We start from the raw sequence: 15178 nt of genomic DNA, 5'->3' as shown, positions 1-15178 counted from the left end.
GACAATTAATGACTCCTCTAGGATTTCTCTTAACTTCTAAGTTATGATAAGCACAGTATCTGGACGTATTATATTCTATAACTTCATATACTTTAATGCTATATTCTTGTGCTTTAAGTTCAATTGCATTAATTAATTTACGGTAAGACCACATGTTTACCGTAAATTTGTTGCCTTTATCTTGTGCAATATTAAATGGGTAACCTAAATAAATGGTTGAAACACCTAATTCATGTAACTTCTTCATTAGATGAGACGCAAAGTTTCTATACAAGTGAAGAAGCCTTTTGGTTAATTTCTTAAAAAGCCTTTTCCTCTCTTTTAATAATTCATCATATGCTTCATATTCGCCAATGTTTTTCGTCTTATCTGCTAAGGATTGTACTTGCTCTATCTTATTCTCTAAATAAAAATAGTCCTCCTTAGTCCTAATACCTTTGTAAAGAAACCAAGTGCCATCGTTTAACACTACGCTTGCTAAATTATTTATGCCTAAGTCAATTGAAGCCACTTTATTTCCTTTAGGCAATTCAACTCTAATATTTTTCCTTTCACCATAAATAATATATTTGCTCTCCTTTCCCGTTTTAGTTTTCTCAACACCTACTTCAACAGGTATTGAGGCATACCAAGCATTTCTTGTTTCATCATAGTATATCTCCAATCTACCTTGTTTACCATACCATCTAAGTCTACCAGCAAAATCTATTTCTAGGTTGAAGTCCTTTAGTATTAACTTGCAGTTTTGTTCATTTATAACATATCTATCTTGTCTAATAACAAGTAAAAGCTTTCTCTTCTTAGTATCTTTATCAATCCAATATCCTGGTGGTTTTATATGCTTAATATAATTTTGTTGTTTTCTTTTTTTCTTTATTAAAGAAAAGAAAGATGAACAAGCTTCATTATTCTTCTGCATTATTGCTTGAGCATTAGCTTTTAGCTCTTCCTTATATTTTTTGTAGTATTTGTTCCACGTTGTATTGAAGTCCACTTTCTTTTCATGGAAGAACTGTTGTCTCCTCTCATAGTTCAACTCATTGAAGAGCTTTGCTGATATATTAGATAGCCTTCTGAGCTTCCTTTTCTGAAAACCATTAAGAAGAAGACGAACAACATTTGTTCTCTTATTTGTATAATTAACTTCGTAGATGCCTTCATCTGGTATTGCGGGAGAAATCGGCTCCCGCTCCTCATGTTTTAAGGGTTGACCAGACGAAGGCATCTGGAGAGCATCTCAAATAGAAATAGTATTTTTGATTTAAAAAACTTTACCCCGCCCCTAGAAGGGGTTTGTTGTTCGCTTTATCAAGGCTTTAATAGTTAAATTTAATTATATTTTACAACAGAAAGCCTCGTCCTTTAGAGCGGGAGGAGGTCAGAATATTGTAAATCAGCTTTAAATTCTAAAAAATCATATAAAATAAATGCGCGGGGGTGCCCGAGCCTGGCCAAAGGGGACGGGTTGAGGGCCCGTTGGCGTAGGCCTGCGTGGGTTCAAACCCCACCCCCCGCATAATTTTATTTTTTAATACTACAAAAAATTTATATTGGGATTTTATACTTTTATTTTTGAGGTGGTATATGTGCGTAATATAAATAACAAAGTGGATTTCTTAAAAGAATCTCCAACAAGAAAGATAGACTCAATAAGAGAAAGACTTAAAAAAGAAAACAAAGATATAATTGTGTTTTCAGCTGGCCAACCAAGTATTCCGCCGCCTATTGAAATTAGAGAAATCATGGGAGAAATGCTTAAGGAAGAATCAATGAACTTATATGGATATACTCCAAGCCAAGGTATATTAGAGCTAAGAGAGGCTGTATCTAATGATTTGAAGTTATTAGGCTCAATAGATGTAGACCCATCAAATATAGTTATTACAGCTGGAGGGCAAGCAGCTATGTTTTCTACACTTGCAACAATAATTGAACCTGGAGACGAGGTTATATTATTTGATCCTACCTATTTTGGATACAAACCATTGCTTAACTACAATGGAGCCAAAATTATTAGGCATTACGTAAGCTGGGAAAATGACTATCAACCTAACATAGATGAACTATCAAACGTTATAACAAAGAAAACTAAGGCAATTGTTATGGTTTCTCCAGACAATCCGACAGGTAGAATTATAGATCATAAAATAGCTAAAGCATTAGGGGAAATAGCTATTGATAACGATCTGTGGATTGTTAACGATGAGGCTTATAAAACTTTAATATATGAAGGAGAACATGAATTTTTATATAAATATGCGCCAGAAAATGTGATATCTATAAACACCTTTTCAAAAGACCCATCAATACCTGGCTGGAGACTTGGTTATGTTTATGGGCCAAAGAGTATTATAGATAAAATAAAATTAGTAAATGAAGAGATGGTTTATTGCCCTCCGTCTTTTGCACAACATATGGTTGCAAGGTATTTAAAATCAGACATAAGATTAAAATATATCAAATATGTTGTAAATGAATATAAGAAAAGAAGAGATATAATGATAAAAGTCGTTAGAGAAAAAATACCAAAAGCTAAGTTCACTATACCAAAGGGTTCTATGTTCTTATTTATAAATTTAGAAGAATACAAAGTTAATGGTGAAGAATTTTCAACTCAACTACTAGAAAAATACCAAGTAGCATCCGTACCTGGAAGCTATTTTAGTGAAAAATACCTCTCTTCTTTAAGATTATCATTTGTAGCTGAAACACCAAACAGAATTGAGAAAGGAATAAGTCTAATTCAATCCGCATTGCAAAATAATTTATTTTAAATCTATAAAAATTAATAAAGGGTAATCATAATTAAATTATGTGAGAAGTGGGTAATTTTAATGGTTACAAACATAGAAATAAGCGGGTATAGCGAAAACGCATTAGATGCACTAGTTAAAGCAGGTATATATGCAAATAAAACAGAAGCTGTTAGAGAAGCTATTAGAAGGTTTATTGATAGCTTTGACATGAAAGAAATAGCTTTTAGGGCATACAAAGAGGGTAAAATCAGCTTTCAACTCGCAACAGAAATAAGTGGATTGGGCATTGAAGAAATCATATGGTACTTTCTAAAGAAAAACACTCCTCCAGAAATAGGAGTTATTAATTCTAATGAAATTAATGAAAATATAGAAGAATTTTATAAGAAAGATTCGTTAGTTTTTGATCTGTCATCTACATATTCAATATTAGAATTAGATAAAATAGATATTGTTAAAAAGCTTAATAAAAGGCTTCTTATAGGAAAGGAAACAAATAACTCAATTAGATCATTAATAATGAGATATTCAAAAATTAGAGGGTCACTAGTTTATCTTAGTAACTATGAAGTAGTACAAACGAAAAACCCATTAGTCGAATTTGCCAGAAAGAACGGTATTACTTTACAAGAAGCTGAGGCAATAAGCATATCAAAAAAAGAAAATGCTATATTTGTATCTGACGATATTAGAACAAGACAAACTGCCAAAAGCAAAGGAATAATGAGTGTACCAACACTTTCCCTTTTTCTATACGCAAAAAAAGCTAATATAATAGATGATAGACAATTTAATGAAATAGTAGCAAAAATGGGAACTATACCTTTAATGATCCCCCCAGAGCTTTTTTTATAATAGTGGGAAAAGCTTAAATTATTTTAAATTAATATAAATAATAGGCGGTAAAATGCCTATTACTTACAAAGTTATATTAAGACATTATTTTGGGATGAGTATAAATTGAAGTTTATTGGAGAGGCTGTAATAATAGGTATTGACACAAGTATAAGTATGAATAGAAAAGATTATAAGCCAAATAGGATTGAAAATGCCAAAAGAGCGGCCTCAATTATAGCAAGAAGTTTAATTAGTAGAAATATCCCAACATTAATTTCTTTAGCTATATTTTATAAATACTCTTTCCCCCTAACAGATTTAACTGACAGACTAGAATTAATAGAGCAAGCTATATCAAAAATAGGAATTATGGGAAAAGTAACTGCACCTAGTGAGATAATAAAAGATGCATATTTAATATTAAAGGCAGTAAATCCTGGATATCATAAAAGAATCATACTAATAACAGATGCTGGGTTTAATGAAGGCGTAAGCCTTGATATTTCAGCTTCTTTGCTTTCAATGGCAGAAATAGAATTGGATATGCTTACTCTGGGTCAAATACCCAAAAAGGTTAGAGAATATATAGATAAAGCAGTTAAAATTACCAAAGGAGTTTGGCTTCATTCAGAAAATACAGATGAAGTATTATCCAATGCAGCTAAATTAGGTGAAATTTATCCTGGCTGATAGAATATTGTTTTTCATTAAAATAGAGTAATTAGCAAACCTTGACTTTATAAATTAATATTATTTTTATAAGGTTTTTAACTTCTTTATATGCTATAAAATATGTCGATGATGAAGGTTAAAAGCAGTGATCTATGAACTAATCTAGGCTCTGAGACACAATTTATTAAAAATTTTATATAAGAGAGAGTTAAAAAAGATAAAAATAAGCGGAAGTTTATTATTTCGACCAGGATCGTAAACAACTCCGCTCTTATTAACAGAGCTTTGGAGTTTCCAGTCCCTTCACGAAAAAGATTCATTCAAGTTGTTTACATACTATGATCCATACCTCTCGTTAAGGCTTGGGCTATGTTTATAGCTGTATTTATTTTGCTTAAGGGAACATAACAAAACATTTTATGTTTGAAATATATTTATGCTTAACTTCTCATCCGTAAGGATGGAATCTCAAGTGCAGAAAGATAAATAATATAATAAAGATCAAAGAATATATAGAAAAATTCTTAATAAAGGCTATAAATTAGGGATACTGACCTCATTCCTGCCCTAAAGAATTCCCTAAGGTCTGGAATGTTATACCTCTTATGGGTGCTACTCTATTATACCCCTAGTATTAAAACAGTAAAGTCAGCTCCCATTAATCATCTTTTAATAGTTAACCAGAAGTTTATGTTCTCATCAGCAATACCATTAGGCTAAGGTATATCTCATATTTCAGTAATACATACCCCCTTAGCAGCTGTTAATTATTTCAAAAAAGCAAAGTTTAAATCATGTTGCCCTCGAAACAACAAGAAGAAGCAAAATAAGAACTATAGTTAGATAGCAAAAAATCCAATGATTTTATTAAAAGTTATATTTAGAGAAAAAAGGATTAAGTTGGTATCTGATTAATTATTTCTTATATTTTGGATGATATTTCTTAATCATTTCCTCTTTTATATTAGTAAGTTCCTCTTCTGGTATTTCAGATAATATATTCCAAGCCAAATCTAAAGTATTCTCTATACTTCTATTTTCCCTAATACCTTGGGATAAAAATTTCTTCTCAAACAAATCTGCAAACTTAAGGAATTTTCTATCTGTATCACTTAAGCTTTCTTCGCCAACAACTGCTGCCAAACTTCTAAGGTCTACCCCTCTGCTATATGATGCGTATAGCTGATCGCTTACCTGAGCATGGTCGTCCCTTGTCTTTCCAGGTCCTATTCCTTCCTTCATTAACCTTGAGAGGCTCATCAATACATTAATTGGCGGATAAATACCTTTATTATATAAATCCCTGCTCAGAACTATCTGGCCTTCTGTTATATAACCAGTTAAGTCTGGTATTGGATGAGTTATATCATCATTTGGCATTGTTAATATTGGTATCTGGGTTATGCTACCCTTTTTCCCATGAACTCTTCCAGCTCTTTCATAGATACTTGCTAAATCGCTATACATGTAGCCTGGATATCCTTGCCTTCCTGGAACTTCCTCTCTTGACGAACTTATCTCTCTTAAAGCCTCAGCATAGTTAGTCATATCTGTTAATATAACCAATATGTGAAGGTCTTTTTCGTATGCTAAATATTCTGCTAATGTTAAAGCAACTCTTGGAGTTACAAGCCTTATCATAGCAGGCTCATCGGCTAAGTTTACAAACATGGCAACTCTATTTAATGCTCCTGTTTCTTCAAAGAATTTCCTAAAAAATAGGTAATCGTCATACTTAATCCCTATCGCGGCAAAAACTACGCCAAACTCTTCTCCTTCACCTTTTACTGTTGCCTGCCTAGCAATCTGTGCTGCTAAAATGTTATGAGGCAAACCGCTTCCACTAAATATAGGTAATTTTTGACCTCTAACTAATGTATTCATTCCATCTATTGCACTAACACCAGTTTGTATAAAGTCTTCAGGATAAGCTCTAACAGCAGGATTTATAGGAGAACCATTTATATCGTATTTTTCCTCAGCAACTATTTCAGGTCCATTATCTATGGGTTCTCCAAGTCCATTAAAAATCCTACCTAACATATCTTCTGATACAGGAAGCTCTAATGGTCTTCCTAAGAATCTTACCCTAGTCCCTGTTGTTGTTATACCAGTTGTACCTTCAAAAACTTGAACTATTGCAATGTTTTTAGATACATCTAAAACCCTACCCCTTCTTCTCCTTCCATCTGAAAGCTCTATTTCTACTATTTCATCATAAGATGCTTTACTAACCCCTTCTACAACGATCAATGGACCCTTTATTTCAACTATTTTTGAATATTCCCTTATACCATATAAAGAACTCATGCAGATTTCACCTCTTTTGACTTTAATCCTTCAAGAGAATCTAAGGTACGTTTCCTTAAATCTTCTATCATCTCTATTTTATCGTTTGGTATGCTAAACCTAGCCTTAACTATATCAACATAAAGCCTACCCAAAGCCTCCTTGGCTTTAGATGCTTGAATTCCGCTATGAACAAGATCACTTGCTTTCCTATAATAATCTATGATCAGTTTCATTAATTCAAACTGTTTCTTGGGGGACGCAAAAGTATCTATGGGATCAAAGGCGTTCTGTTTTAAAAATCCATCTCTTATCATTCTTGCTACATCCAATACTAATTTATCGCTTTCATCTAAGCTTTCTGTACCAACTAGCCTTACTATTTCTTGAAGCTCATTTTCTCTGAGTAAGATATCCATAATCTCATCTCTATAATCTTTCCATTTTGGATCAACATTTTTGGCCCACCATTCTGAAACAGTGTCTGCATATGCACTATAACTTAAGATCCAATTTATTGCTGGATAATGCCTGCTATAAGCTAGGGCTGTGTCAAGTGCCCAAAATACTCTAGTGAATCTTCTTGTATGTGTTGTTACAGGCTCTGTAAAGTCTCCTCCTGGAGGGCTTACAGCACCAACTACTGTTACGCTTCCTGTCCTATTGGGAGAACCAATAGTTTTTACTCTTCCAGCCCTTTCATAAAACTCTGCAAGCCTAGATGCTAAATAGCTTGGATAACCTTCTTCTGCTGGCATCTCTTCTAATCTACCTGCTATTTCTCTCAACGCTTCTGCCCATCTACTTGTTGAATCAGCAACCAAAAGAACGTCATAACCCATATCTCTATAAAACTCTGCTATGGTTATTCCTACATATATGCTAGCTTCTCTAGCTGCTACCGGCATATTACTTGTATTTGCTATCAACACAGTCCTTTCCATTAATGGCTTCCCAGTCCATGGATCTTTATATGTCGGGAATCTTTCCAAAACTTCTGTCATTTCGTTACCTCTTTCTCCGCAACCAATATATAAAACTACGTTAGCAGAAGACCATTGAGCCAATCCATGCATAGTAACAGTTTTGCCTGTACCAAACCCCCCAGGTATCATACCTGTGCCTCCTTTGGCCATAGGGAATAATGTATCTATAATCCTTAACCCTGTTATTAAAGGCTCTGAGGGGTCCAATTTTAAATTATAAGGTCTTGGGAACCTCACAGGCCAACGTTGGGACAAATATATTTCTTTAACCTTACCATCACTTTTTAATTCTGCTATTGGATCTACTATAGTATAGTCTCCCTCTGGAGCGATCCATGTTATTTCTCCAAAATCATTTGGAGGAACCATAACTTTATGCAATATTAACTCGGTTTCCTGTACTAATCCTAAGAGATCTCCCCCTGAGACTTTATCTCCTACTTTTATTTCTCCCGGAGTAAAGTGCCATTTTTTATCTCTCGGCAAAGAACTTACATCAATTCCTCTCTCTACAAAAATACTTCTCTTAGGAGAAGTCTTTGTTAACAATTCTGCAATAAACGGTAATGGCCTTTGAACGCCATCATATATGTTACCTAATAGACCAGGTCCTAACTCAACGCTAAGAGGAGACCCTGTGCCTTCTACAATCTCTCCTGGCTTCAAGCCGGTAGTAGATTCATAAACCTGTATATAAGCTTCGTCTCCTCTAATCCTTGTTACTTCTCCTATAAGTCTTTCGTCTCCTACCTTAACCATTTCATACATTTGTATTCCAGTCATATTTTCAGCTACTACAAGTGGACCAGTAATCCTACTAATTCTACCCTTAACAACCATTTTTACTCCCCTCCAAATAATTTCTCAGATGCTATTCCTTTAAGAAAAACTTCGTTTTCTTTAATAATTTGATCAATACTAAAGTCCAATTTAATCGTTCCTTCCTTATTTGTTGCAATTATGCCTCCAATTATTTTAGCGCTTTCATTTGAAATTTCTATATTTTTATATTGAGAAACTATTTTTTGAACGAGATACTTATCTTCTTCTGAGCAATATATTGTCAAACCATTATAATTTTCAGCTTCAGACGCTACAATAGATATAATTTTTTTCATAAAGTTTATATACCATTCCTCTTTTTTTCCATTTTTAACCATCTTTATAGCCTGATTAAAAACATCATCAATATAGGCATTTTTCTTTTCAGAAACCTTCTTTCTTACATCTAATTGGAGGCCTGCTTCTACGCTTTTTAATGATTCTATAAACTCTTGAGACTTTTCATTTAATTTGTTTTTAAATTCATTTAATGCAGTTTGATAGGATTCGCTTAATAACTTTAAAGAAGCCGAATATGCATCGTCTAATAATTTCTTTGTTTCCGAGTAGTTTTTTTCTGTTATCTCTTCCGCGACCTTTTTTGGATTGCCTGTTAAAGCCATATTTTACCTACCCCATACCTAATGCTTTAGCTAACAGCTTATCAATATTTATGGGCTCAGCTTTTGACCATTTTGTTGGTAAAACCAATAGGGTAAGATTTAATGAATTGGCTAAAATTCTAAGAGAATTTTCATCATTTACTACGTGCTTTAAAACAACTACAAGCGATGCTCCCTTTTCTTTTGCTTTCTTTAAAGCGTCTTCTGCCTCTTTTTGATTATATGCATTTATTATAGGTATACCTGCTAACTTGAACAAATTAGCGCTTTCTCTATCTCCTATAACGAACATTTTTCCTTCCATACTCAATTTAATCACTTACACTATATTTGTTCAAAAATTAGCTTTTAAACTTAAACAGAAGAAACGATTAATATGAAAACTACATTATTTTCGAGCTGTTCAAATTTTAGTTTTCCTCAACTTTAAAAACAATTAATTTCATATTAGATATTTATAAATTGGATTTGTTTATAATAAAAAACCTTTAAGTTTTAAAATACCCTGTATTCCTTTTTATTATTGTAAAGGGGTCTAAATTGCTGGTTGCCAATAGGGTTGAAGAAATAATAATCGCAGTACCAAATACACAATATGATAAAGTAGTTGCAAGTTTAGCTACAGCTGGAATTTTTCATATAGAACCTCCTACTAAAGAATTAAGTAAATATTCTATGAGAATCTATAGATCAGCATCAGCAATTTCGTCTGAAAAAAAGGCTATGCTCGAAGGATTCTTTAAGGCAATAAACAAAAATCCTGAAACTATATCTGGCATTAACTTAAAAATATCTAACTGGGTTGACTTTTTAAATGAATTGATTGAGTTAAATAAAGACCTGGAAGTACTATTTGAAAAAAACATTGCAAACCTGAACGAAATGAGAAACAAATTAAATGAATTGATTGAGTTAAATAAACTAATAGGATATATTTCATACTTAGATACAGATATTAGGAAGGCTCATGAATCAAAAATGATATCGTTCACAATAGGTATAATACCTGCAGAGATGATAGAATATGCTAAAAAAGTATCTGACAATATTATAATGGCATACGAAAAATCTCAAGAAGACAGCTTTGTTGTAGCAATAGCTGGAAACAGTGAAAATGTGAAGAAAGTCTATAGTAATTTGGTTAAGCTTGGGTTTACTGCAATATCTATTCCAAGCGAATTTTCTGGAAATCCATCAAAAGCTTATAAAGAAATTGATAATGAAATTAACAAAATTAATAATGAAATTGAAAAAATAATAAAAAAATTACAAGAAAAATATGAAGATTTAAAGGATTATTATACAAAAATTATTGTTATTAATGAAGTATTTAAAATACTTAACAATACCGCATCCTCTGATACAACCTCTTTCATCCATGGATTTGTAGATCTTAAAGATTCAAAAAAATTAAGAAACATAATAAAAAATGTAACGAATGACAAATATTTAATTTACAGCCTAGGAATAAAGAGAGGTCAAAGAGAAGTACCTACAAAAATGGAAATACCTAAGATATTTAAGCCATTTGAGTCAATATTAAAAATGTATGGAACTCCAAACTCTAATGAGATAATACCTACTATATTCATGGCTATAACAATGCCAATAATATTCGGCTTGATGTTCCCTGATATAGGTCATGGACTTCTCGTATTGCTATTTGCCTTATTTTTCCTATTACCAAGAAATAGAGATATTGGTAAAGTAATAATTATATTAGGTGCAGTCAGTATCGTAACAGGTTTTTTGGCTAATGAATTATTTGGCCCCCTACCAGCAGAAGCCTTACATATGGGAGAATTTTGGAAGAGTCTTGGCTTTCAATCAGCTCCATTAGAGTCACCAGTCGATATATCAATATCAGGAGGATCTCAGCAATTAATGCAAAAGCTGTTTTACTTATCTATGGATGTATCATTCTGGATAGGTGCATTTATGCTAATATTTGGTACATTATTAGGAATAGCAAACAGTTATTTAAAGAGAGATTATGAAGATATGTTCGGAGAAAAAATGCCTTTATTTTTATTATTTTTATCAGCGGGCCTACCCTTCTTACTATACTTTAATGCTACAGAAGCAGGCTCAACAATAAAACAAGCGCTATTTGGGTTAGGTAGAGGAGGGCCAATGGAGTCTTTTGTTTTCTATGGATCTATTATTTCACTTATATGGATACTTTTAGGAAAAGGGATTTATAGAGCATTGATTGGTGAAGGATTCAGATTAAACCCAATAGAATCATTCATTGGCTTATTCGAATCTATGCTACTTGTTTTAGGAAATAGTATAAGCTTTCTGAGGATAATGGGTTTAAGCCTTGCACATTCAGGATTGATGGTTGGATTTACTATATTATACATGGTAATAGATCCTATAGGCCTAAAGAATCCAGCAATGTTTGCAGCAGCAATTGTAGTATACATATTAGGCAATTTACTTACAGCAGGACTGGAAGGTATAGTCGCATTTGCCCATGACTTAAGGCTCCACTTTTACGAGTGGTTTAATAAATTCTTCACTGGTAACGGAATTCCATTTAATCCAATAAAATTACCTAATATAAATATAATCTTTCAAGGAAGCTAAAAAGAAAAGTTTTTGAAATCCTCTGCGCATTACTAAATTGCCGATGAAGAAGGCTGGTATTACTGATCGATGAGGAAAGATACCAGAACTGAGGTTTTTAAAATTTTTAACTAAAAAAATAATAGACAAAGAGATGATATAATAGAAACCAATATAAACTCCTCCTTACTATATTATATAGGGAGACTTCTATGAAAATGCAAGAAGATGAAGAAACACAACTAAAAGGCGCAAAAGCATTCAGAGAGAGCCTATTATGGCTAGTTCTTAGAATCTTAGCTGAAAAGCCAAGTCATGGATATGAAATTATGAAAAAGATTGAAGAAATTACCAATGGTAAATGGAAGCCAGCAGCAGGTACATTATATCCATTGTTAGATTCTATGTTAAATGAAGGTTTAATAGAAATTAAATCTTATGAACAAGAAGGCGTAAGAGGTGGAAAGAAGATAGTTTATGGCTTAACTACCAATGGATGGCTATTATTAAAAGACCAGCTAATTAACAAAATCTCCATCTATACATATATGATTAACTATATAATTTTAGGAGGAATAGAAAGTATGAGAAAGCAAGGATTTCAAAACGAGGCTAATGAAGTGTGCAGTAGTTTAATGGAATGGATTACAAAGCTAGATACACAATTGGAGAAATATTGTAAAAAATAATAATATCAAGGTGCTAAATTATTGCCTCTTTATTTGGTAGGAGTAAATTATGAATATCTTACTCTGAAGGCTATTGAATACATAAAATCATCGGACATAGTTATTATTGATAAATATACTATGCCTAATTCCAACAAAATAATATCTATTGTTAACGATATTGCAAAGGAGAAGAAAGTTATATTAGCTGAAAGAAGCATGCTAGAGGACAATTCATATGAAATTATTGATATTGCAAAGGAGAAGAAAGTAAGCATAGTAGTACTTGGTGACCCATTAATAGCAACTACGCATGCCTCTCTGCTAATTGACGCAAAAAAGAAAAAAATAGAAGTTGATATAGTAAATGGGGTATCTGGTATTTGCATGGTAAAATCCTTATCAGGCCTGCAATATTATAAGTTCGGGAAAACTCTAACTATACCTGGCCCATGGAGAAATTTAAAACCTTACAGCCTCATATACAATTTATATTCAAATCTCTGTATAAATGCTCATACACTCTTATTATTTGATATAGATGATGAAGGGAAAACGTTAAGTCCCGATGAAGGAATTGAAAAAATCTTAGAGCTAAACAAAGAACTAAAATTATATGAAAAGCTTGAAAAAATGCTTGGAATTATTATTCACATAGGAGAAAAAAACATATTTGTTGGAGATTCTCTTTACATGCTAAAAGATGTTAAAATAGAAGAACCATATAGCTTAATAATCCCTGCTTCTTTGCATTACGAAGAAGAGGACTTTCTTAAATATGTTTTAAACATTAGCAACAATTCCATAATGGAACATAAGAATTCTTTAAAAGAAGATTTCTGTAAATACATGCTACAGTTAAAAACTTCTATAAAGTAATCACACCTGATATTCCTAAAGAGCTTCTCTAGCGGTTCATATATTTACAGTTTACACCTTCATTTTCATTATTTAATAGCTAGTTGGTAAAAGCTAACTTGTTCCATTTTCAACATTAGACAAAGGTCAGATATTCTGTTTATGACTCATCATTAATATGAAGAATCCTTCCACATTTTTTAAGACTAGAATATAGTTATTTATGCCCCTCCAAAAGGAAACCTTATTTAATCTTTTCAGAATTTAAAGTTCTAATCCACTTATGGGGAGTAAGGTTTGTCGTTCGCTTTATCAAATAACAAAAATAATATAGCAATAATTAAAACATATAAGATTTGTAATCGTAATAATTAATTTTTTTAATTATTAATTACAACTGAAAGCTTCGCCCTTTAGGGCGGGAATGAAAAAAGTTTTTTTAAATTTAAAAACTTAAAATTAAGAGAGTTGCCAAAGGGGTATGCATCACTGAAATATGAGGTATGCCTCTACCCTAACCAACAGAGCTGGTGTAGGGAAGTCCTAAATCAAGGCCAAAGTATATATGTATGTCCCTATACTTTGAAAACATATCCCTGAGTCCCTTGGATCTGAGAGGAGAAGCCGGTGAGGGATAGGGGTAATGGGTTGAAGGCCCATCCATTGGTTTACCTGAAATGGAGCGGGGTGGGTAAAACCCACTAGCTATGAAGTGATGAAGATGAAGGCGGTAAATCACAAACCTATGATCTACCCTGAAGGAACCCTTGTCCTTCAGGGCGGGGAGGAGGTCAGACTAACTCGTAATTATAATTTAATCTAAAAATATAAATTTTAACTCAGTTCTAAATTAAGGGATAGAAATGAAAAATGAAATAAATGACACAATAGAAAGCTTAATAACAAAATACTTTGATGGAAAAATAGCTGCTCAAGACCAAAATTCGATTAAATTTGAAATTACAGGAGTTAAAGAAGAACATATTAGTAAAGCATTTATTAAGTTATATAAAGAATCATTTAGTTTTGGATATGTTGTTACTCTAAAAAAAGAAAACAACATTTTTTACTTATATGCAATTAAGAAGATAAGCAAAACCAATGTACCAATGGTTATAATATTAGCAATAATTACATTAATTAGTGTATATGTTTCGGGGTTAGTTTTTAATAATTATAACAAATCATTTGCTTGGTCTCCTTTAGCTTATTTAGTTGCCTTAATTGTACCGCTTCTTTTGCATGAAACAGGTCACTGGATCACAATGAGAAGATATAAGGTACCAGCTAGCCCACCATATCTTTTACCTGCACCCCCACTTCAACTTGGATTCCTTGGGACTTTTGGCGCAGTGATCAATATGGAATGGCTACCCCCAACAAATGATATATTAGCCTTAACTGGTATTATGGGTCCTTTAGTAGGATTTATAGCAGTTATACCTTTTGCTATTTTAGGATTAAAGTATTCAGTATTAATTCCTCAGTATGCTGCCCCATCCGGTTCTACGATAAGTTTAGTTCCATTAATTGTAAGTATTTTAACATATGTAGAAAAAATACCAGAAGAATACGTAATACAACCTTCAGCCATGATGTTTGCTTCTTATATAGTATTTTTCGTCACTTTTCTAAATCTAATACCAGTTTCTCAATTAGATGGAGGGCATGTTTTGAGAGCTGCTCTCGGAGAAAAAGGACATAAAATAGTCTCTGAAATTTTCATTTTAGGTTTAATAATAGCAGGATTTTGGTACGATACTTTTACAGTTTTTGGCGTGTTTGCTTTATTCTTATTTTTATTGTCTAGAGGTAGACATCCTGGAGCAGCCATGGGTGATGATAAGTTATCAAAAATTGGTTTTTTATCTGTTATACTATACAGCATTTTGCTAATATTAACTCTGCCATTACCAGTATAAATATGAAGACTGACCTCCTTCCCGCCCTGAAGGGCGAGTTTCCTGAGGTCTAGAGGGTTACACCCCTTTTATGGGTGCTACTCTGTTATGTTCTACAATAAAAGATAGGGGTTTCTTTATTGATGATAAGACTTTACCTGTTGCTTTCTTTAATATGTTTAAAGCTCCATTTAA

At 32.6% G+C, this 15178-nt stretch carries 12 protein-coding genes, 1 tRNA gene and 1 pseudogene; 9 read left to right on the top strand and 5 right to left on the bottom strand.

The window, feature by feature from the left end; genetic code table 11:
- Window positions 1–1225, bottom strand: a 1225-nt coding sequence (locus tag RXO53_RS05690) for a transposase (RefSeq protein ID WP_410713282.1), incomplete at its 3' end; no start/stop codon positions are given.
- 206 nt (window positions 1226–1431) lie between these two features.
- Here RXO53_RS05690 and RXO53_RS05685 point away from each other — a divergent pair.
- The 4 genes from RXO53_RS05685 to RXO53_RS05670 all read left to right on the top strand — a co-directional run bounded on the left by RXO53_RS05685 (window position 1432) and on the right by RXO53_RS05670 (window position 4283).
- Window positions 1432–1516 (top strand) — tRNA-Leu (locus RXO53_RS05685).
- A 70-nt stretch (window positions 1517–1586) separates the two neighbouring features.
- On the top strand, window positions 1587–2774 hold the full coding sequence (locus RXO53_RS05680) for a pyridoxal phosphate-dependent aminotransferase (RefSeq protein ID WP_410713281.1): 1188 nt from the start codon (window positions 1587–1589) through the stop codon (window positions 2772–2774).
- Between the two features lie 60 nt (window positions 2775–2834).
- Window positions 2835–3611: a PIN domain-containing protein gene (locus tag RXO53_RS05675; RefSeq protein ID WP_410713280.1), complete on the top strand. Its 777-nt coding sequence runs from the start codon at window positions 2835–2837 to the stop codon at window positions 3609–3611.
- A gap of 105 nt (window positions 3612–3716) precedes the next feature.
- On the top strand, window positions 3717–4283 hold the full coding sequence (locus RXO53_RS05670) for a vWA domain-containing protein (protein WP_410713279.1): 567 nt from the start codon (window positions 3717–3719) through the stop codon (window positions 4281–4283).
- An 897-nt stretch (window positions 4284–5180) separates the two neighbouring features.
- Here the strand turns inward: RXO53_RS05670 and RXO53_RS05665 are convergent.
- Genes RXO53_RS05665 through RXO53_RS05650 form a run of 4 tightly spaced genes read right to left on the bottom strand, consistent with a single transcriptional unit; the run spans window position 5181 to window position 9289 of the window.
- Window positions 5181–6575 carry an ATP synthase subunit B gene (locus RXO53_RS05665; RefSeq protein ID WP_410713278.1) on the bottom strand — a complete coding sequence of 465 codons (1395 nt, stop codon included), beginning with the start codon at window positions 6573–6575 and terminating at the stop codon, window positions 5181–5183.
- On the bottom strand, window positions 6572–8380 hold the full coding sequence (locus RXO53_RS05660) for a V-type ATP synthase subunit A (protein ID WP_410713277.1): 1809 nt from the start codon (window positions 8378–8380) through the stop codon (window positions 6572–6574). The genes RXO53_RS05665 and RXO53_RS05660 overlap by 4 nt, the downstream gene beginning before the upstream one ends.
- 2 nt (window positions 8381–8382) lie before the next feature.
- On the bottom strand, window positions 8383–8985 hold the full coding sequence (locus tag RXO53_RS05655; protein ID WP_410713276.1) for a V-type ATP synthase subunit E: 603 nt from the start codon (window positions 8983–8985) through the stop codon (window positions 8383–8385).
- A 7-nt stretch (window positions 8986–8992) separates the two neighbouring features.
- A complete protein-coding gene (locus RXO53_RS05650; RefSeq protein ID WP_410713283.1) occupies window positions 8993–9289 on the bottom strand; it encodes a V-type ATP synthase subunit F in 297 nt (98 codons plus the stop codon).
- A 236-nt stretch (window positions 9290–9525) separates the two neighbouring features.
- Between RXO53_RS05650 and RXO53_RS05645 the strand changes: the two genes are divergently transcribed.
- The 5 genes and pseudogenes from RXO53_RS05645 to RXO53_RS05625 all read left to right on the top strand — a co-directional run bounded on the left by RXO53_RS05645 (window position 9526) and on the right by RXO53_RS05625 (window position 15004).
- Window positions 9526–11577, top strand: a complete 2052-nt coding sequence (locus RXO53_RS05645) for a V-type ATP synthase subunit I (protein ID WP_410713275.1) — start codon at window positions 9526–9528, stop codon at window positions 11575–11577.
- Between the two features lie 191 nt (window positions 11578–11768).
- A complete protein-coding gene (locus tag RXO53_RS05640) occupies window positions 11769–12245 on the top strand; it encodes a PadR family transcriptional regulator (protein ID WP_410713274.1) in 477 nt (158 codons plus the stop codon).
- A 21-nt stretch (window positions 12246–12266) separates the two neighbouring features.
- Window positions 12267–13103 (top strand): diphthine synthase, encoded by an 837-nt coding sequence (gene dph5 / locus RXO53_RS05635; RefSeq protein WP_410713273.1) that lies wholly within the window; start codon window positions 12267–12269, stop codon window positions 13101–13103.
- 568 nt (window positions 13104–13671) lie between these two features.
- Window positions 13672–13905, top strand: a pseudogene (locus RXO53_RS05630) (RNA-guided endonuclease TnpB family protein); the annotation flags it as partial.
- A 40-nt stretch (window positions 13906–13945) separates the two neighbouring features.
- Window positions 13946–15004 (top strand): site-2 protease family protein, encoded by a 1059-nt coding sequence (locus tag RXO53_RS05625; protein WP_410713272.1) that lies wholly within the window; start codon window positions 13946–13948, stop codon window positions 15002–15004.
- Window positions 15005–15178: the final 174 nt, after the last annotated feature.

Source organism: Caldisphaera sp. (assembly GCF_046536515.1).
Lineage (GTDB): Archaea > Thermoproteota > Thermoprotei_A > Sulfolobales > Acidilobaceae > Caldisphaera.
Note: the sequence above shows the minus strand (reverse complement) of the source record. Positions and strands in the feature narration are given on the sequence as shown.